Origin of the sequence: Agromyces sp. NPDC058136, from assembly GCF_042884375.1 — a bacterium.
Lineage (GTDB): Bacteria > Actinomycetota > Actinomycetes > Actinomycetales > Microbacteriaceae > Agromyces.
Window position 1 is genome coordinate 233,609 of the sequence record NZ_JBHVUA010000004.1, and the last position, 18,755, is coordinate 252,363.

Sequence of the window (18,755 nt, forward strand, 5' to 3'; positions counted from 1 at the left end):
TGAGTCGCCGCTTCGCGCGCTCTCGGGCCCCGCACTCCTCCTCCACAGCGCACCGATGCCGTGAGGATTCCGCGATGTCCGATTCTCGCGAGATCGTGTCGGCGGCCGCGGTTACGCTCGAGTCATGTCCAACGTCTTCCTCCTCCGACTCGACAGCCCGATCGGGCGCATCGAGGTCGTCGCCGACGACGACGCCGTCACGGCCCTCACGATCGAGCGCGACGGCGCCCTCCCCCACGACGGCCTGCCCGAGCAGCTCAACCCGGTGCTCGAGCGTGCCCGCGACGAGCTCACCGAGTACTTCGCCGGCGCCCGCACCGGCTTCGACATCCCCGTCCGTCTCGACGGCACCCCCTTCCAGCGGGCGGTCTGGTCCGAGCTCGCCCGCCTCGGCTGGGGTGAGGCGATCTCGTACGGCGCGCTCGCGACCGCCGTCGGCCGCCCCGGCTCAGCACGAGCGATCGGCGGTGCGGTCGGGGCGAACCCCGTGCCGATCATCGTCGGCTGCCATCGCGTGCTCGCCTCCGACGGCCGGATCACGGGCTATTCGGCGGGGCAGGGCATCCCCACCAAGCTCTGGCTCCTCGGGCACGAACGCATCGGCTTCGCCGCGTGAGCGTCATCCCCCGGCCCGACGTCGTCGTCGGCGACGACGGGATCGCCCGGTGCGCCTGGGGCGCCGCCGACCCCGAGTACCGCCGCTACCACGACGAGGAGTGGGGCACGCCCCAGCACGATCCGCAGCGCCTCTTCGAGAAGGTCTGCCTCGAAGGCTTCCAGGCAGGGCTGTCGTGGATCACGATCCTCCGCCGTCGGCCGGCCTTCCGCGAGGTCTTCCACGGTTTCGACCCGCACCTCGTCGCTCAGATGGGCGACGACGACGTCGAACGCCTGCTCGGCGACGCGCGCATCATCCGCCACGCGGGCAAGATCCGCGCGACGATCACGAACGCGAAGGCGACGCTCGCCCTCGACCGGCCGCTCGACGAGCTCCTCTGGGGCTTCGCCCCTCCCCCGCGCGCGACGCCGCCCGCCTCCTTCGCCGAGGTCCCCGCGACGACGCCCGAATCCAACGCGATGAGCCGCGAACTGCGGCGCCTGGGTTTCGCGTTCGTCGGCCCGACGACGATGTACGCGCTCATGCAGGCCGGCGGAATGGTCGACGACCACGTCGCCGGGTGTTTCAGGGCGAGAGACCGCTCTCCCGTCTGAGCACTTCGGAGTACGGCGCGAGACGCGCCAACAGTTTCCTTGACACGCTCGATTCGCGCCCGCTACGTTGGCCCCACTTCGGGGGTCACGAGCAACGACGCTCGTCACTCACGTCCGGAGCCGCGCGCCCACAAGGCGTGCGGAAACGCTCACAGAAGGAGCATGCATGCGAACCATGAGAACGCTCGCGATCACCGCCGCTGCGGCGGGTGCGCTCGCGCTCGGCACCGCCGTCCCGGCCGCCGGCGCGGCCACGCTCGACGACGGCGACATCCCCTCCTACCAGGAGTTCTCCGCGTCGACCTATCGTGACGTCGACGGCGCGTACATCGTCAACGGCGACGAAGTGATCGCGAACCACGGTGACCTGCGGAAGTTCTACGACGTGCTCGTCGGCCCCGAGATCCCGACCGACGGCCTCATCGTCAACACCGTCAACGGCGCCGACGACAAGTGGGCGGCCTCGAAGGTCGGCAACCTCACCTACTGCGTCAGCACGAAGTTCGGCACCCGTCACGCCGACGTCGTCAACGCGATGGCGAGCGGCGCCGCGCTCTGGGAGTCCGCCTCGTCGAAGATCGACTTCGTGTACGTGAGCAGCGCCGACAGCAAGTGCACGACGCGCAACAACTCGGTGGTCTTCTCCGTCGAACCGGTGGCGACCACGCAGTACATCGCACGGGCGTTCTTCCCGAGCTCCCCCGACCGTCAGCAGAACGTGCTCATCGACGACTCGATCTGGAGCTCGGGTTCGTGGACGCCGACGAACATCATCGGCCACGAGCTCGGCCACACCCTCGGCTTCCGCCACGAACACACGCGTCCCGAATCGGGCACGTGCTTCGAAGACAACAACTGGCGTCCGCTGACTCCGTACGACTCGGCGTCGATCATGCACTACCCGCAGTGCAACGGCTCGTCCGACGACCTGTCGATGACGAACGTCGACCGCGCAGGCGTCGTGGCCCTGTACGGCAACTGAGGGGCTGTCGCACCCACGACTGAGGGAATCATCCGCTGGGTCCGGTCGTCCGACCGGGCCCAGCGGTCTGTTCGCGAGGCGCCGGCGGCGCTCAGGCCACGAGCTCGAGCTCGCGCGGCTTCGCCGCACCGTGGTCGGCACCCAACGTGAGCGTGTGCCCGGCCGACGCCGCCCAGTCGATGAGCTCGTCGACGGTGCCGAGCTCAGGACGCGCCTCGACGAGCGTTCGGGTGAAGCGGCCCTTGGCCTGCTTGTTGAAATGGTTGAGGGCGCGATTGCGACCGTCGGCGCCGAGCGAGACGACTCGCACGTACACGCTGCCCGCACGAGCGGGAGCGGGGCCGAGCTCGGCATAGCCCTCGGAACGCAGATCGACGATCAACCCGGGCTCGTTCTCGAGCACCGCCGAGATCGGTTCGCGCCAGTGCGCCTTGAGGCGGAGCCCTGGGAGGCGCGAGTCGTGCGAGAGCCGATATGCGGGGATCGGGTCGAGCGCGCCGACGAGGCCGAGGAGCGCCGAATGCACTACGACTGTGCGAGCGGCGAACTCGCGCGCCGGGGCGTCGAGCGTCGGCGCGTCGAGCGCATCGAACAGCACGCCCGTGTAGCGGTCGATGGCGGCCATCGTGGACGACTCGGCGACCACGCGGTTCCGGTCGACCTCCGCGGCCTGCCGCGGTCCGAGCTTCAGCGCGCGCATCATCGCCTCACCGTCCACGGCGAGCTCGCGCAGCACGGCCACCGTCTCCTGGCGTGCCGAGCCGAGCGAGGGATACGACAGCGCATCCAGCGCGAGCGGCACCTCGATGCCGCCGTCGCGCTTCGTCTCGGACGGCGGGAGCAGGACGAGCACTACGAACCGATGAAGGCGAGTGCGGCGTCGACGTTCGTGCCGAGCGTCTCGATGCTGTCGATGGTGACGCGCGGGAGTGCCGACGAGGGGCCCGTCCAGGCGGCGTACCCCTCGAGGCTCTGCTCGACGGCCCGCCAGGTGGTCTCCTCGAGGTGCGGGAGCTTGCGCTCGCGCTTCTCGAGACGAGCACGGTGCAGCTCCTCGTCGGAGCAGACGACCTCGATGACCCGCAGGCGGACATCGGCGCGCTCTGCGAGGTCGCGCCATTGCAGGCGAGCGGCCTCGGCCGCGTTCACCGCGTCGACGATCACCGTGCGTCCGGAGTCGAGCTCCTTCTCGGCGATCTCCTCGGCGACGAGGTACGCCGCGAGACCCGTCGGCTGGTCGGCGTCGATCCCGGCACGCAGGATCGCCGACTCGATCGGGTCGACCGACACGACCGTGGCGCCGAGGCGGGCGCCGACGATCTGTGCGATCGTCGACTTTCCCGCGCCCGGCAGCCCGGCCATGACGATGAGTTGGGTGATGCTCAGATCACCGAACTGGCGGTCGAACGGCTGCTCCCCCTGCATCCGCTCCTCCTCAGGAGAGTTCGGCGCGCGAAGCGACGACCTGCACCGAGTTCGACTGCACGGAGAGGAAGCCGTCTTCGGCGGTCGCGGTGATCTTCTCACCGCCGGGCAGGGTCACGCGGACTTCGCCGCCGGCGAGGATCGCGAGCATCGGCTCGTGACCCGGCAGGATGCCGATCTCGCCTTCGACGGTCTTCGCGACCACCATGGCCGCCTCGCCCGACCAGACTTCCTGGTCGGCCGAGACGACGCTCACGTTGAGGGCGGCCATGTTCAGCCGTTCTCCTTCTGGATGCGAGCCCACTGCTCTTCGACGTCCGAGATGCCGCCGACGTTGAAGAAGGCCTGCTCTGCGACGTGGTCGAAGTCACCGCGGGCGATGGCGTCGAACGACTCGATGGTGTCCTTCAGGGGGACGGTCGAGCCCTCGACACCAGTGAACTTCTTCGCCATGTAGGTGTTCTGCGAGAGGAACTGCTGGATGCGGCGCGCGCGGGCCACGGTGATCTTGTCTTCCTCGGAGAGCTCGTCGACACCGAGGATCGCGATGATCTCCTGGAGCTCCTTGTTCTTCTGGAGGATCTGCTTGACCGTGGTCGCAACGCGGTAGTGGTCCTCGCCCAGGTAGCGGGGGTCCATGATGCGCGACGTCGAGGTCAGCGGGTCGATCGCGGGGTAGAGGCCCTTCGACGCGATCTCGCGCGAGAGCTCGGTCGTCGCGTCGAGGTGCGCGAAGGTGGTCGCCGGCGCCGGGTCGGTGTAGTCGTCGGCGGGGACGTAGATCGCCTGCAGCGAGGTGATCGAGTGGCCGCGCGTCGAGGTGATGCGCTCCTGGAGGATGCCCATCTCGTCGGCGAGGTTCGGCTGGTAGCCCACCGCGGAGGGCATGCGGCCGAGCAGCGTCGACACCTCGGAGCCCGCCTGCGTGAAGCGGAAGATGTTGTCGATGAAGAGGAGCACGTCCTGCTTCTGCACGTCGCGGAAGTACTCGGCCATGGTGAGGGCCGAGAGGGCGACGCGCAGACGCGTCCCGGGCGGCTCGTCCATCTGGCCGAAGACGAGGGCGGTCTTGTCGAAGACGCCCGCCTCCTCCATCTCGTGGATGAGGTCGTTGCCCTCACGGGTGCGCTCGCCGACACCGGCGAACACCGACACACCGCCGTGGTCCTGCGCGACGCGCTGGATCATCTCCTGGATGAGGACGGTCTTGCCGACGCCCGCACCACCGAAGAGGCCGATCTTTCCACCCTGCACGTACGGGGTGAGGAGGTCGATCGACTTGATGCCGGTCTCGAAGAGCTGGGTCTTCGACTCGAGCTGGTCGAATGCCGGGGGCTTGCGGTGGATCGGCCAGCGCTCGGTGACCTCGATGGTCTCGCCGGGCTCGAGGTTCAGGACCTCGCCGATGACGTTGAAGACCTTGCCCTTGGTGACGTCGCCGACGGGCACGGAGATCGGCGAGCCGGTGTCGCGCACCTCCTGGCCGCGGACGAGGCCGTCGGTCGGCTTGAGGGCGATCGCACGGACGACGTCGTCGCCGAGGTGCTGGGCGACCTCGAGGGTCAGGGTCGAGGTCTCCTCGCCGATGGTGATCTCGGTCTGGAGGGCGTTGTAGATCTCGGGGATCGAGTCGTGCGGGAACTCGATGTCGACGACGGGGCCCGTCACGCGGGCGATGCGGCCGACGGCGACGGTCTGGTCGGCGACCATGTCGATGGTGTCAGTCATTCTGCTCACTCTTTCTGGATTTACTTGGCGGCGACGAGCGCGTCCGCGCCGCCCACGATCTCGGAGATCTGCTGCGTGATCTCGGCCTGGCGCGCGTTGTTCGCCAGGCGGGTGTAGTCGGTGATGAGCTTGTCGGCGTTGTCGGAGGCCGACTTCATCGCCTTCTGCGTGGCGGCGTGCTTCGCAGCGGCCGACTGCAGGAGGGCGTTGAAGATGCGGCTCTCGATGTACACCGGCAGCAGCCCGTCGAGCACCGTCTCGACGTCGGGCTCGAACTCGTACAGCGGCTGCACCGTCGCGTCGGGCTCTTCGACGCCCTCGACGACCTCGAGCGGCAGCAGTCGCACGACCGTGGGGGTCTGCGTCATCATGCTGACGAAGGTGTTGTAGACCACGTGGATCTCGTCGACGCCGCCGTCGGAGGCGTCGCGGAGGAACGACTCGAGCACCGCGTCGGCGATCTCCTTCGCCAGCTCGAACTCGGGGTTCTCGGAGCTGCCCGTCCACTGCCGCTCGAACTCGCGGCGGCGGAACTGGAAGTACCCGACCGCCTTGCGCCCGACGAGGAAGTACACGACCTCCTTGCCCTGCGAGCGGAGGAGCTCGGCGAGCTCCTCCGACTCGCGCAGCACCTGCGAGTTGAATGCACCGGCGAGGCCGCGGTCGCTCGTGAGGATCACGATCGCCGCGCGCTCGATCTTCTCGGGCTCGGTCGTCAGCACGTGGTCGACGTTGGAGTACGTCGCCACCGCCGAGACGGCACGGGTGATCGCCCGCGAGTACGGCGTCGAAGCCGACACCCGTGCCTGCGCCTTCTGGATGCGCGAGGCGGCGATGAGCTCCATCGCCTTGGTGATCTTCTTCGTCGTCTGGGCAGACTTGATCTTCTGCCGGTAGACCCGAAGTTGCGCTCCCATGTCTCTCCTGTATCCCTAAACGTCAGCGGTTCGGATCGTCAGGCGCCTTAGCGGCGACCCTTGACGATCTTCTCCTGGTTGACGTCTTCAGCGGCGATGGCCTCGAACTGCTCCGAGCCGACCGAGGCGAGCGGCTTGCCCTCGCCGGTCTGGAACTCGCTCTTGAACGTCGCGACGGACGACTCGAGCTGCGAGATCGTCTCGGGCTCGAGCTTGTTCGTCGAACGCAGCACGTCGAGGACATCGGTGTTGCGGCGCAGGTAGTCGAGGAACTCGGCCTCGAAGCGCAGGATGTCTTCGACGGGCACCTCGTCGAGGTGGCCCTTCGTGCCGGCCCAGATCGAGACGACCTGGTCCTCGACCGGGAACGGCGAGTACTGCGGCTGCTTGAGCAGCTCGGTCAGGCGCGCACCGCGGGCGAGCTGACGACGGCTCGCGGCGTCGAGGTCGGACGCGAACATCGCGAAGGCCTCGAGCGAGCGGTACTGTGCGAGCTCGAGCTTCAGCGTGCCCGAGACCGACTTGATCGACTTGACCTGCGCGTCGCCACCGACACGCGAGACCGAGATGCCGACGTCGACGGCCGGGCGCTGGTTCGCGTTGAAGAGGTCGGACTGGAGGAAGATCTGGCCGTCGGTGATCGAGATCACGTTGGTCGGGATGTACGCCGAGACGTCGTTCGCCTTGGTCTCGATGATCGGCAGACCCGTCATCGAGCCGGCGCCGAGCTCGTCGGACAGCTTCGCGCAACGCTCGAGCAGACGCGAGTGCAGGTAGAAGACGTCACCGGGGTACGCCTCGCGTCCCGGCGGACGACGGAGGAGCAGCGACACGGCGCGGTAGGCCTCGGCCTGCTTCGACAGGTCGTCGAAGATGATGAGGACGTGCTTCGAGTCGTACATCCAGTGCTGGCCGATGGCCGAGCCGGTGTACGGCGCGAGGTACTTGAAGCCGGCGGGGTCGGAGGCCGGGGCGGCGACGATGGTGGTGTACTCCATCGCGCCGGCGTCTTCCAGGGCGCCCTTCACCGAGGCGATGGTCGAGCCCTTCTGGCCGATGGCGACGTAGATGCAGCGAACCTGCTTGTTGACGTCGCCCGACTCCCAGTTGGCCTTCTGGTTGATGATCGTGTCGATCGCGATGGCCGTCTTGCCAGTCTGGCGGTCGCCGATGATGAGCTGGCGCTGGCCGCGGCCGACGGGGATCATCGCGTCGATGGCCTTGATGCCGGTCTGGAGCGGCTCGTGCACCGACTTGCGCTGCATGACGCCGGGCGCCTGGAGCTCGAGGGCGCGGCGGCCTTCGATGCCGGTGATCTCGCCGAGGCCGTCGATCGGGTTGCCCAGCGGGTCGACGACGCGGCCGAGGTAGCCCTCGCCGACGGGGACGGAGAGGACCTCGCCGGTGCGGGTCACCTCCATGCCCTCTTCGATGCCGGTGAACTCGCCGAGCACGACGACGCCGATCTCGTCTTCGTCGAGGTTCTGCGCGAGGCCGAGCGTGCCGTCCGCGAAGCGCACGAGCTCGTTCGCCATGACGGAGGGCAGGCCCCCGACGTGCGCGATGCCGTCACCTGCGTCGGTGACGTACCCGACCTCGGTCTTCTGCGCCTGGCCCGGCTCGTACGACGAGACGAACTCCGAGAGAGCCGAACGGATCTCGTCGGGGCTGATGGAGAGTTCTGCCATTGCCATTTCCTTTTCTGGGCCGGGCCTCACGGACACCGGATGCAGTGTGTTTGTCTGGCGGCGCTGGACGCCGGTCGATGTCAACCGGCGTCAGCCGGCAAGCTTCTGCCGCAGCGAGCTGAGGCGGCTGGCGACGCTGCCGTCGATGACGTCGTCGCCGATCTGAACGCGAACACCGCCGAGGAGGGCGGGTTCGACGATCGTGTCGAATCGGATGGGTCGGCCGGACTGGGCCTGGAGGCCCTGCTCGAGCCGGGCGAGCTGCTCGGACGAGAGCGGTGCCGCCGAGGTGACGGTCGCGATGTCGAAGCCGCGCTGGTCGGCCACGATGGCGGCCGCGTGACGCAGGGCCTCGCCGATGCGGCGGCCGCGAGGCTGCTGCACGAGGTTCTGCACGATCGTCACCGTCTGCGGAGCGGCCTTGCCGACGAGCAGACGGTCGACGAGCTTCGACTTCACGTCGACCGCGCTGAGCTTCGACCCGAGCGCGAGCTCGAGTTCGGAGTCGCTCGCGACCGCACGGTCGACGGCGAAGAGCTCGGCGTCGATGTCGACGCCCTCCGCAGCGGAGTCGGCCGCGATGCGGTAACCCAGCTCCTCGATGCCGGCGAGGAAGTCCCCACCGTTCGACCAGCGGCTCGACGCGGCGGTCACGATGAGCGTCACCGCGGCCGCGGGCAGCTGCGCACCGAAGACGCGCTCGACGAGCGCGCGCTTCTGCGTGGCATCCGCCTCGGCATCGGTGAGCGCCGTGCGCAACTGCGACGACGACCCGATCACGCGGCCGGCGGCGAGGAGGCCCTCGGCGACGTCAAGCTCGGCCCGGCCGAGCTCGGCGAGCGCAGCCCGCGACCCGGCCAGGGCCTCTCTCGTAGCGCTACCCATGGGTTACTTCTTCCCTCCGGCGGTGGCCTCGGAGGCCTCCAGTTCGGCGAGGAAACGGTCGACGACGGCGGTCGCCTTGGCGTCGTCGGAGAGCGACTCGCCGATCACGCCGGAGGCGAGGTCGATCGCGAGCGTGCCCACCTCGGAGCGGAGCGTGACGAGCGCGGTCTGGCGCTCGGCCTCGATCTGCGCCTGTGCGGTGGCCGTGACGCGAGCGGCCTCGGCCGTCGCGGTGTCCTTCGCCTCGGCGACGATCTTCTTGCCGTCCTCACGAGCGGTCTCGCGGATGCGACCGGCCTCGGTGCGGGCGTCGGCGAGCTGCGCCGTGTACTCCTCGAGGGCGGCCTCGGCCTTGCGCTGGGCCTCGTCGGCCTTCGCGATGTTGCCCTCGATCGCCTCAGCACGCTCGTCGAGCAGCTTCTGGACGCGAGGGAGCACGTACTTCCAGAAGAAGATGAGGATGATGATGAAGCAGACCGACGACCAGATGATGTCGTACGACTCCGGAATCACCGGGCTCGGGCTCGACTCGCCACCCTCGGTTGCAGCGCTCAGTACTGCATGAAGCACGTTGGCCTCCTCAGTTGCGGCGGGTGGATCAGACGAAGATGAAGTAGGTCGCGATACCGATGAAGGCGAGCGCCTCGGTGAAGGCGATACCGATCCACATCAGGACCTGGAGGCGGCCGGCCAGCTCGGGCTGGCGAGCGACGCCTTCGATCGTCTTGCCGACGACGATGCCGACGCCGATGGCCGGGCCGATCGCCGCGAGGCCGTAGCCGACCGTCGCGATGTTGCCGTTGATCTCAGCGAGAACGGTGGTTGCGTCCACGTTGGGTTTCCTTTCCTAGGGATGTTCTGGGCGGGTGCCCGGGCTCAGTGCTCTTCTGCGACCGCGAGCTGGATGTAGACCGCGGTGAGAAGTGCGAAGACGTAGGCCTGCAGGACGGCGACGAGGACCTCGAACAGCGTGAACGCGAGTCCGAAGGCGAGGGTGCCGGCGCCGAGGATGGTCCACCAGCCGCTGAGCTGGAAGACGAAGAACTGCGTGGCGGCGAAGAAGAGCACGAGCAGGAGGTGACCGACGATCATGTTCATCATGAGTCGCAGGGTCAGCGTGATCGGCCGGATCACGAAGGTCGAGATGAACTCGATCGGCGTGACGATGATGTACACCGGCCACGGAACACCCGAGGGGAACAGCGAGTTCTTGAAGAAGTTCTTGGGGCTCTTCTTGACGCCCGCGTAGATGAAGGTGATGTACGCGACGATCGCGAGCACGAGCGGCACGCCGATGACCGAGGTGCCGGCGATGTTCAGGAAGGGGATGACACCCGTGATGTTCATGAACAGGATCATGAAGAACATCGTCGTGAGGATCGGCAGGAACCGCTTGCCGTCCTTCTTGCCGAGCAGGTCGTCGGCGATGTTGACGCGCACCATGTCGAGACCCATCTCGACGAGGCTCTGGAATCGACCGGGGACGATCTTCATCCGGCGCGTGCCGAGCCAGAAGACCAGGACGAGCGCGATGACCGCGACCCAGCGCACGAGGATGATGCGGTTGATCTCGAAGTCCGTGCCCTCGAAGAAGAGCGGGCCGGGGAAGAATTCGTCGATCGACGGACCGTGGAACTCACCGTCTTCGGTGGCAGTCGGAACCAGCAGGTTCAGAGCGTGTGCTAGCAGCGCTTTCTCCTGTTTCGGGGCGTGGAGCTCGGCTCTCGCGGCGACGAACATGGACCACGATTCGCCCATGCAGGATGAGGGCAGAACCGTGGGGGGATCGGGAATACTCTAGCAAGACTTCTACGAGCAGACGAATTCAGATCGCAGATCAGTCGTCTTCGGGTGCCTTCGGCAATTCGACGTCGCTCGCGTACGGCAGACGCGACTTCGCGACGACGAGGACGTCGACCACGAGCGAGGCCAGAACGCCCGCCACGAGGCTGAGGAACAGCACCGTCGTGTCGAGCCACGCGGCATCCCGGAGGAGCACCACCAGGACGATGAAGACGATGAACTTCACGAGCCAGCCGCCGAGCACGATGCCGAAGAACGCGCCCACGAAGAGGTCGCTGCCCGAGAAGCGGTTGGCGAGGAGGATGCTCGCCGCGGTGATGCCCATGAACACCACCGCCATGGTCGTGCCGATGAGGGCGCCCCAGAGGCCGGGGAGGCCGGCGAAGACGAGGCCGAGCACCGAGCTCACCACGAGGATCACGGCGGCGAGCAGGCCGCCCCAGGCGAGGGCGCGTCGGAGCACCGGGTTCGAGGTCGGGGTGCGGTCGGCGGGCTGTGCGGGACGTGCGTCGGTCATCATGCTCCAGTCGGGGGTCGCCCGATTCTACCGAGCGTCGCCTTCGAGTTCGTCGGATGCCACGGTCGAGGGCGGGGCGTCGGCGGCCACGGCGGCGGCGGGGCGCTCCTCCGCGGCGATCGTGAGGCGCTTGCGACGGCCGAGCGGGGCGAGGGTGATCACGGCGCAGACGACGAAGCCGACGCCGAGGAAGACGAAGGCCCACATGCTGTTCCTGCCGAAGTAGGTCGGCAGCACGTAGGTGAGCAGGCACCCGACGGAAGCCACGGCCGTCCACCCGTAGAGGATGAGCACGGCGTTGAGGTGCGAGTGCCCCATGTCGAGCAGACGATGGTGCAGGTGCTTGCGGTCGGCGGCGAACGGCGACTTGCCGGCGCTCACGCGCCGCACCACCGCGAGCCCGAAGTCGAGCAGCGGGATCACGAGCACGACGAACGGCAGCAGGATCGGGATGAACGCGGCGAACAGGTTCTCGAAGCCGACGCTGCCCGGGTTGATCGTGCCGGTCACCGCGATCGCGGCGGTGGCCGTGAGCAACCCGATGAGGAGCGCGCCCGCGTCGCCCATGAAGAGCTTCGCCGGGTGCCAGTTCAGCGGGAGGAACCCCGCGCAGGCGCCGACCACGATGACGGCGAGGAGCGAGGCGAGGTTGAAGTAGTTGAGCGGCGAGGTCTGCTGCACGAGCAGGTACGTGTAGAGGAAGAACACGCCGTTGGCGATGAGCGAGACGCCCGCGACGAGCCCGTCGAGCCCGTCGATGAAGTTCACCGCGTTCATCACGAGCACGATGACGAAGACGGTGAGCGTCGCGCTCAGCCACGACGGGATGAGCGTGATGCCGGCGATCGGCAGCGACACGATCGTGACGCCCTGCCACGCGATCAGGCCGCCAGCGATGAACTGCCCGGCGAGCTTCGTCGTCCAGTCGAGATCCCAGATGTCATCGGCGACGCCCATCGCCACGATGAGGAGCGCGGCGCCGAGGATCGCGAGGATCTGCGCCGGGTTCTCGAAGATGATCGACACGTTCGAGAAGCGGGAGACGCCGAGGCTCGACACGAACGCCGCCGCGCCGATCGCGACGACGATGCCGACGAACATCGCGATGCCGCCGAGCCGGGGCGTCGGACGCGTGTGCACGTCGCGCTCGCGGATCTTCGGGTACAGCCGGTACTTCAGGCTGAGCTTCCAGACGATGATCGAGCCCCCGAAGGTGACGAGGGCGGCGAGCAGCGCGAGCGAGAGGAAGAGGGTCATGAGGCGGTGGTGCCCGCTTCGGCGTCGTCGGATGCCTCGGCCGCGGGCGATCCGTCCGCTTCGGTCTCGGCGGCAGCGGTCTCGGCGGCAGCGTCCTCGGCGGCAGCGTCCTCGGCGGCAGCGTCCTCGGCGGGAGCCGTCTCGGCGGGAGCCCCCTCGGGCGCGAGCAGCGCTTCGCCGACGACCGCGGCGATGCGCTCGCGCGAGATGACCCCCGCGCGCACGATGCGCAGCACTCCCCCGGACTCGGTCAGCCCCGTGGCATCCACGATCGTCGACGAGGTGTCGCCGGGCCGCTCGCCGATCGCCTCGTAGCCGGAGCCGGCGTCGCCGCCGTCGAGGTAGACCGCGACCGACTCGCCGAGCATCGCCTCGGCCGCCGCCGCGGTGGTCGCGCTCGGCATTCCGGAGAGGTTCGCCGAGGAGACCGCGAGCGGCCCCGTCTCGGAGAGGAGCTCGAGCGCGATGGGGTTCGCGGGCATGCGCAGGGCGACCGTGCCGCGGGTCTCGCCGAGATCCCACTGCAGCGAGGGCTGCGCGCGGAGGATGACGGTGAGCCCGCCCGGCCAGAACTCGGCGACGAGGTCGCGCACCGCGGTCGGCACCTCGCTCGCGAGCGCATCGAGCGTCGGGAGGCCCGGGATGAGCACGGGCGGCGGCGAGGTGCGTTCGCGGCCCTTCGCCTCGAGGAGGCGGGCCACGGCCTTCGCGTCGAACGCGTCGGCGGCGACGCCGTAGACCGTGTCGGTCGGGATGACGACGAGCTCGCCCCGGCCGATCGCGCCCCGCGCGAGTCGCATGCCGGTGAGCAACTGGGAGTCGACCGAGCAGTCGTAGATGGCAGTCATGACCAGCCGAGTCTAGACCAGCGCGGCTGCGCAGAACGGATGCCTCGGGCGGCGTGCAGCCCGAGGCATCCGACGCCGGGCGACGCCCGTCAGCGGCGGCCCGCCTTGCGACGGAACAGCCACGCGCCCCACACCGCCGCGATCGCGACGATGACGAGGCACCAGCCGACCGCCCACCAGGCCGAGTCGCCCATCGGGGTGCCGACGAGGAGGGAGCGGATCGTCTCGATCACGGGCGTGATCGGCTGGTGCTCGGCGATCCACTGCAGCCACTCGGGCATCGTGTCGACCGGCACGAACGCGCTCGAGAGGTACGGCAGGAACAGCAGGATGAACCCGTAGCCGCTCGCCGCCTCGGGCGACGCGGCCGCGAGCCCGATCGCCGCGAACAGGTACGTGATCGCGAGGATGTAGAGCGCGACCACGCCGAATGCGGCGAGCCACTCGAGCGGCGACGCGTTCGGCGTGAAGCCGACGAGGAGCGCCACCCCGATCACGACGGCCGTCGCGACGAGGTTGCGCACGAGGCTCTCGACGACATGCCCGGTGAGGACCGCGCCGCTCCGCAGCGGCATGGTGCGGAACCGGTCGATGATGCCCGTCGTCATGTCGCGTGCGACCGAGACCGCCGTTCCCGAGGCGCCGAAGCCCGCGCACAGCAGGATGATGCCGGGCACCACGTAGTCGACGTAGCCGCCCGAGGGGTCGATCGCGTTGCCGAACACGAAGGTGAACAGCAGCATGAGCATCGTCGGCAGGACGACGGCCATGAGCAGGGCCTCGACGTCCCGCACCGAGTGGATGAGGCTCCGGCCGATGAAGACGCGTTCGGCGGCGAGGCCGCGCAGGCGCGGGCGCCGTGCGGCGGTCGTGACGGGGGCGATGGTCGCGGTGCTCATTTCGACTCCACGAGTTCGGGGGCGGATGCCACGTGGTCGCCCGTGATCGCGAGGAACACGTCGTCGAGGCTCGGGCGGCGGATGGAGACCTGGACGGCCGCGGTGGGCCCGGCCGGCCGGGCCCCGGCCAGGACGTCGGCCGAGAACCGGTCGAGCTCGTCGACCGCGGCGCGGAGGCCGTGGACGCTGCCGTCGGTCGGGATCTCGCGGAGGAGGACCCCGTCGGCGTCGCGCAGTTCGACCACCTCCCCGCCGATGCGGGCCTTGAGCTCGTCGGCGGTGCCCTCGGCGGCGACGCGGCCGCGGTCGAGCACGGCGATGCGGTCGGCGAGCCGGTCGGCCTCCTCGAGGTACTGGGTCGTGAGGAAGATCGTGGTGCCCGCATCGGCGAGGGTGCGGATGACCGCCCACAGCTCCTGGCGGCTTCGGGTGTCGAGGCCGGTCGTCGGTTCGTCGAGGAAGAGGACGGGCACGTCGACGACGAGGCTCAGTGCGAGGTCGAGCCGACGCCGCATGCCGCCCGAGTAGGTGCCGACTCGCCGGCCTGCGGCCTCCACGAGGTCGAAGCGCCGCACGAGCTCGGCGGCGCGCGAGGCCGCCGCCCGCCGCGAGAGCCCGGAGAGGCGGCCCATCATGACGAGGTTCTCGGTGGCCGTGAGCACCTCGTCGACCGCGGCCGACTGCCCGGTGAGGGCGATGCGCTGCTGCACGTCCCCCGGGGCGCGCGCGACGTCGAAGCCCGCGACGGAGGCGGTGCCGTCGTCGGGCGCGACGAGGGTCGTGAGGATGTTGATGGTCGTGGTCTTGCCCGCTCCGTTCGGCCCGAGGAGCGCGAAGACGCTCCCCTGCGGCACCGCGAGGTCGAGCCCCGCGAGCACCTCGGTCCGGCCGAACCGCTTGCGGAGACCGCGGACGTCGATGGCGAGTTGCATCGTTCGTGCTCCGTTCGTTCGAGGTCTGCGCCGACGTCGCCCCAAGGAGGAGCGAAGTCGTGTACGACGCAAACTGTTTATGTCATGCACTGTTGTTTAAGTAATACACAGTTCTAGACTGTGGTCAAGCACCCCGACGAACTGGAGCCCGATGAGCGACGAACTCCGCGCCGACCCCGAACTCCCCCGGGCCGTCGCACTCGCCTGGGGCGTCGCCGCCCACCCCCAGCGCGGCCCCAAGCGCGAACTCTCGATCGAACGCATCGTCGACGCCGCGATCGAGATCGCCGACGCCGAAGGGCTCGGCGCCGTCTCCATGAGCCGCGTCGCGGCATCCCTCGGATTCACGACCATGTCGCTCTACCGCTACGTCACCAGCAAGGACGACCTGATCCTGCTCATGCAGGAGGGCGCGGTGGAACCGCCGGTGCCCGACGACGCCGTCGAACGCGGCTGGCGCGACGGCGTCACCGCCTGGGTGCACGCCATGCGCGCCGCCTACCGCGAACACCCGTGGCTCGTCGACATCCCGATCTCAGGTGCGCCGATCACGCCGAACAGCCTGCTCATCGTCGACTGGTTCCTGCGCGAGGTGCGCGACCTCCCCCTGAACGACGGCGAGAAGATGTCGACCCTGCTGCTGCTCACGAGCTACGCCCGGGCCACGAGCGCCCAGGAGCGCGACCTCGGCGCCGCAGCGGCCGCAGCGAGCGACCCGGGCGAGGTCACGGGCCAGAGCGCCTTCGCGGCCCTCGCCGAGCTCGTCACGCCCGAACGGTTCCCGTACCTCAGCCCGCTGCTCCTCGGCGGCGGCTACGTCGCGCCGCCCGGCGCCGACTACGACGACGGCGACGACGACTTCGCGTTCGGGCTCCACCGCATCCTCGACGGCGTCGAGCGCCACGTCGAACGTCTCGGCGGCACCTCGTCACCCGCCGCGCCCGAACCGCCCGCCGAACCGCCCGCGCAGCTCGACCTCCCCCGCGACCCGCGGGTGCGCGACGCCGCGAAGGCACGCCGCGAGGCCGAGAAGGGCGTGCGCGAGGCGCAGAAGGCGCTGCGCGAGGCGCAGAAACGCGAGCGCGACGCGATCAAGCACGCGATCGAACGCGAGCAGCAGGCGAAGCGGAAGTAGGCGGAGCGGGCGTCAGCGCAGCGCCGTCGTCGCCCGATCGCGCCCGGTGAGGTCGCGGTGGTGCGCGATCGCCCGCCAGCCGTCGGCTGCGAGCAGCGCCGCGATGTCGGCCGACTGCGCCTCGCCGTGCTCGATCACGAGCAGGCCTCCCGGCCGCAGCAGCACGAGCGCCCGCTGCGAGAGCACCCGCACCACGTCGAGCCCGTCGGCGCCGCCGTAGAGCGCCCGCTCGGGGTCGTAGAGCCGCACCTCGGGGTCGCGCGGGATCGCGCCCAGCGGAATGTACGGCGGGTTCGAGACGATCACCGACACCCGGCCGTCGAGCTCGGGGAGCGCCGTCGCGAGGTCGCCGAAGACGAGCTCGAGGTTCGGCGCCGCGACCTCCTCGACGTTGCGACGCGTCCACGGGAACGCCTCGGGCGAGTTCTCGACCGCCCACACCCTCGCGTGCGGCACCTCGGTCGCGAGCGCGAGCGCGATCGCCCCGCTGCCCGAACCGAGGTCGATGCCGATCGGCTGGGGGTCGGCGTCGGCCCGCAGCGCGTCGATGCCGATCTGCGCAACCCCCTCGGTCTCTGGGCGCGGCACGAACACGCCCGGCCCCACCGCGAGCTCGAGCGAACGGAAGGCGGCGCGCCCCGTGAGGTGCTGGAGCGGCTCGCGCCGGGCGCGACGCGCGGCGAGCGAGGCCAGCTCCGCGGCATCCTCGGCGGTGAACGCACCGCCGATCACGAGACGTGCCTGCACGCCGCCGCGACTCAGCCCGAGCACGTGACCGATGAGGAGTTCTGCATCGACCTCGGGGTCGGGCACCCCCGCCTCGGCGAGCCGCGCGACGAGTTCGTCGCGAACGTCGCGCAGCGGGCGGGCGGGCTGATCCTCTGGTGCATCCACGCAATGGAATGTAACGCACACCCACCGCCACGACCGTCCCCATAGGCTGAGAACGCCCGCTCCGCGCTTCCAGAAAGGCCTGCCCATGGCTCAGATCTACGACAACATCACGCAGGCCTTCGGCCGCACCCCGCTCGTGCGCCTGAACCGCCTCACCGAGGGCGCCGGCGCGACCGTGCTCGCGAAGCTTGAGTTCTACAACCCCTCCGCGAGCGTGAAGGACCGCCTCGGCGTCGGCATCGTCGACGCGGCGGAGGCCTCCGGTGCGCTGCAGCCCGGCGGCACGATCGTCGAGGGCACGAGCGGCAACACCGGCATCGCCCTCGCCCTCATCGGCGCCGCGCGCGGCTACAAGGTCATCCTCGCGATGCCCGAGACCATGTCGAAGGAGCGCAAGTCGCTGCTCAAGGCCTACGGCGCCGAGCTCGTGCTCACGCCCGGCTCCGAGGGCATGAAGGGCGCCGTCGCCAAGGCCGAGGAGATCGCCGCGGCGACCCCCGGCGCGATCCTCGCCCGCCAGTTCGAGAACGAGGCGAACGTCGACATCCACCGCCGCACCACCGCCGAAGAGGTGTGGAACGACACCGACGGCGGCGTCGACATCTTCGTGTCCGGCATCGGCACCGGCGGCACCCTCTCGGGCACCGGCCAGGTGCTGAAGGAGCGCAAGCCCGGCGTCCAGGTCGTCGGCGTCGAGCCCGCCGAGTCGCCCATCCTGAACGGCGGCGCACCCGGCCCGCACAAGATCCAGGGCATCGGCGCGAACTTCGTGCCCGACATCCTCGACCGCGACGTCTACGACGAGATCATCGACGTCAACATCGACCAGGCCGTCGCCACCGCGCGCCGCCTCGGCACCGAAGAGGGCATCCTCGGCGGCATCTCCTCGGGTGCGACGGTCTACGCCGCGCTCGAACTCGCCAAGCGTCCCGAGAACGACGGCAAGACGATCGTCGTTATCGTCGCGAGCTACGGCGAGCGGTACCTGTCGACCGTCCTCTACGAGGGTCTGCTTGACTGATCAGGTGCCGATGTTCAAGCGCCTTCGAGAAGACCTCGCGACCGCCCGTGCGCACGACCCCGCAGCACGGAGCGGCCTCGAGGTCTTCCTCGTGTATTCGGGTCTCCACGCCATCTGGGCCTACCGGCTCGCCCATCGGCTGTGGCGGGCGCGCTGGCGGTTCCCCGCTCGGGTGATCTCGCAGCTGACGCGCTTCCTCACCGGCATCGAGATCCACCCCGGCGCGACCATCGGTCGCCGCTTCTTCATCGACCACGGCATGGGCGTCGTGATCGGCGAGACGGCCGTCATCGGCGACGACGTCATGCTCTACCACGGCGTCACCCTCGGCGGGAAGGCGCCGCGCAACACCCCGCCCGGCACGAAGCGCCACCCCACCCTCGACGACGGCGTCACCGTCGGCGCCGGAGCGAAGATCCTCGGCGACATCACGATCGGCGCGTGGAGCGCGGTCGGCGCCAACGCGGTCGTCACCCACGGGGCTCCCCCGCATTCGCTCGTCGTGGGCGTGCCCGCGACCGTGCGCCCGCTCTCGCACGCCGCCGCCGACGCCGCCCGCGGCGTGCACGACTGGCACATCTGAGCGGCGCGTCGCGCTTCAGAACGAACGAC

The 18,755-nt window shown here is 69.5% G+C and carries 22 protein-coding genes; 6 read left to right on the forward strand and 16 right to left on the reverse strand.

Annotated features, from left to right (window positions below; all coding sequences use genetic code 11):
- Positions 1-124: 124 nt before the first annotated feature.
- The 3 genes from ACFVTX_RS13255 to ACFVTX_RS13265 all read left to right on the forward strand — a co-directional run bounded on the left by ACFVTX_RS13255 (position 125) and on the right by ACFVTX_RS13265 (position 2,194).
- The gene (locus tag ACFVTX_RS13255) at positions 125-616 is read left to right on the forward strand and encodes a methylated-DNA--[protein]-cysteine S-methyltransferase (RefSeq protein ID WP_386900819.1); all 492 of its coding nucleotides are present in this window, start codon (positions 125-127) and stop codon (positions 614-616) included.
- 5 nt (positions 617-621) lie between these two features.
- Positions 622-1,212, forward strand: a complete 591-nt coding sequence (locus ACFVTX_RS13260; RefSeq protein WP_386901146.1) for a DNA-3-methyladenine glycosylase I — start codon at positions 622-624, stop codon at positions 1,210-1,212.
- Between the two features lie 166 nt (positions 1,213-1,378).
- The gene (locus tag ACFVTX_RS13265; RefSeq protein WP_386900821.1) at positions 1,379-2,194 is read left to right on the forward strand and encodes a M57 family metalloprotease; all 816 of its coding nucleotides are present in this window, start codon (positions 1,379-1,381) and stop codon (positions 2,192-2,194) included.
- A gap of 91 nt (positions 2,195-2,285) precedes the next feature.
- On the opposite strand, the gene ACFVTX_RS13270 is transcribed toward ACFVTX_RS13265, so the two are convergent.
- The 15 genes from ACFVTX_RS13270 to ACFVTX_RS13340 form a co-directional block, all read right to left on the reverse strand.
- Complete coding sequence (locus tag ACFVTX_RS13270) at positions 2,286-3,047, reverse strand: YaaA family protein (RefSeq protein WP_386900823.1); 762 nt, start codon at positions 3,045-3,047, stop codon at positions 2,286-2,288.
- Positions 3,047-3,619, reverse strand: a complete 573-nt coding sequence (locus tag ACFVTX_RS13275; protein WP_386900825.1) for an AAA family ATPase — start codon at positions 3,617-3,619, stop codon at positions 3,047-3,049. The genes ACFVTX_RS13270 and ACFVTX_RS13275 overlap by 1 nt, the downstream gene beginning before the upstream one ends.
- 10 nt (positions 3,620-3,629) lie before the next feature.
- A complete protein-coding gene (locus ACFVTX_RS13280; RefSeq protein WP_386900827.1) occupies positions 3,630-3,890 on the reverse strand; it encodes a F0F1 ATP synthase subunit epsilon in 261 nt (86 codons plus the stop codon).
- Positions 3,891-3,892: 2 nt separating this feature from the next.
- A complete protein-coding gene (atpD, locus tag ACFVTX_RS13285) occupies positions 3,893-5,347 on the reverse strand; it encodes a F0F1 ATP synthase subunit beta (protein ID WP_386900829.1) in 1,455 nt (484 codons plus the stop codon).
- Between the two features lie 20 nt (positions 5,348-5,367).
- A complete protein-coding gene (locus ACFVTX_RS13290) occupies positions 5,368-6,264 on the reverse strand; it encodes a F0F1 ATP synthase subunit gamma (protein WP_386900831.1) in 897 nt (298 codons plus the stop codon).
- A 47-nt stretch (positions 6,265-6,311) separates the two neighbouring features.
- Complete coding sequence (gene atpA, locus ACFVTX_RS13295; protein WP_386900833.1) at positions 6,312-7,952, reverse strand: F0F1 ATP synthase subunit alpha; 1,641 nt, start codon at positions 7,950-7,952, stop codon at positions 6,312-6,314.
- Between the two features lie 90 nt (positions 7,953-8,042).
- Entirely contained in the window at positions 8,043-8,837 is a 795-nt protein-coding gene (locus tag ACFVTX_RS13300) for a F0F1 ATP synthase subunit delta (RefSeq protein WP_386900835.1), read from the reverse strand.
- A gap of 3 nt (positions 8,838-8,840) precedes the next feature.
- Positions 8,841-9,407, reverse strand: coding sequence for a F0F1 ATP synthase subunit B (locus tag ACFVTX_RS13305; RefSeq protein WP_386900836.1), 567 nt, complete (start codon positions 9,405-9,407; stop codon positions 8,841-8,843).
- A gap of 28 nt (positions 9,408-9,435) precedes the next feature.
- The gene (gene atpE / locus ACFVTX_RS13310) at positions 9,436-9,669 is read right to left on the reverse strand and encodes an ATP synthase F0 subunit C (protein ID WP_022888426.1); all 234 of its coding nucleotides are present in this window, start codon (positions 9,667-9,669) and stop codon (positions 9,436-9,438) included.
- Positions 9,670-9,713: 44 nt separating this feature from the next.
- Positions 9,714-10,511, reverse strand: coding sequence for a F0F1 ATP synthase subunit A (atpB, locus tag ACFVTX_RS13315; protein WP_386901148.1), 798 nt, complete (start codon positions 10,509-10,511; stop codon positions 9,714-9,716).
- Positions 10,512-10,674: 163 nt separating this feature from the next.
- The gene (locus tag ACFVTX_RS13320; protein ID WP_386900838.1) at positions 10,675-11,157 is read right to left on the reverse strand and encodes a hypothetical protein; all 483 of its coding nucleotides are present in this window, start codon (positions 11,155-11,157) and stop codon (positions 10,675-10,677) included.
- 27 nt (positions 11,158-11,184) lie between these two features.
- A complete protein-coding gene (locus tag ACFVTX_RS13325) occupies positions 11,185-12,414 on the reverse strand; it encodes an MraY family glycosyltransferase (RefSeq protein ID WP_386900840.1) in 1,230 nt (409 codons plus the stop codon).
- On the reverse strand, positions 12,411-13,262 hold the full coding sequence (locus tag ACFVTX_RS13330; RefSeq protein WP_386900842.1) for an L-threonylcarbamoyladenylate synthase: 852 nt from the start codon (positions 13,260-13,262) through the stop codon (positions 12,411-12,413). Before ACFVTX_RS13330 ends, ACFVTX_RS13325 begins: the two co-directional genes overlap by 4 nt.
- 89 nt (positions 13,263-13,351) lie before the next feature.
- Positions 13,352-14,161, reverse strand: a complete 810-nt coding sequence (locus ACFVTX_RS13335) for an ABC transporter permease (RefSeq protein ID WP_386900843.1) — start codon at positions 14,159-14,161, stop codon at positions 13,352-13,354.
- On the reverse strand, positions 14,158-15,093 hold the full coding sequence (locus tag ACFVTX_RS13340) for an ATP-binding cassette domain-containing protein (protein ID WP_386900845.1): 936 nt from the start codon (positions 15,091-15,093) through the stop codon (positions 14,158-14,160). The genes ACFVTX_RS13335 and ACFVTX_RS13340 overlap by 4 nt, the downstream gene beginning before the upstream one ends.
- 151 nt (positions 15,094-15,244) lie before the next feature.
- Here ACFVTX_RS13340 and ACFVTX_RS13345 point away from each other — a divergent pair, with 151 nt between their 5' ends.
- Positions 15,245-16,228, forward strand: coding sequence for a TetR/AcrR family transcriptional regulator (locus tag ACFVTX_RS13345; RefSeq protein WP_386900847.1), 984 nt, complete (start codon positions 15,245-15,247; stop codon positions 16,226-16,228).
- A 12-nt stretch (positions 16,229-16,240) separates the two neighbouring features.
- Here the strand turns inward: ACFVTX_RS13345 and prmC are convergent, their stop codons facing one another.
- The gene (gene prmC / locus ACFVTX_RS13350) at positions 16,241-17,089 is read right to left on the reverse strand and encodes a peptide chain release factor N(5)-glutamine methyltransferase (RefSeq protein ID WP_386901150.1); all 849 of its coding nucleotides are present in this window, start codon (positions 17,087-17,089) and stop codon (positions 16,241-16,243) included.
- 118 nt (positions 17,090-17,207) lie between these two features.
- Between prmC and cysK the strand changes: the two genes are divergently transcribed.
- Positions 17,208-18,143: a cysteine synthase A gene (gene cysK, locus ACFVTX_RS13355; protein WP_386900849.1), complete on the forward strand. Its 936-nt coding sequence runs from the start codon at positions 17,208-17,210 to the stop codon at positions 18,141-18,143.
- Between the two features lie 10 nt (positions 18,144-18,153).
- Positions 18,154-18,726: a serine O-acetyltransferase EpsC gene (epsC, locus tag ACFVTX_RS13360; RefSeq protein ID WP_386901151.1), complete on the forward strand. Its 573-nt coding sequence runs from the start codon at positions 18,154-18,156 to the stop codon at positions 18,724-18,726.
- Positions 18,727-18,755: the final 29 nt, after the last annotated feature.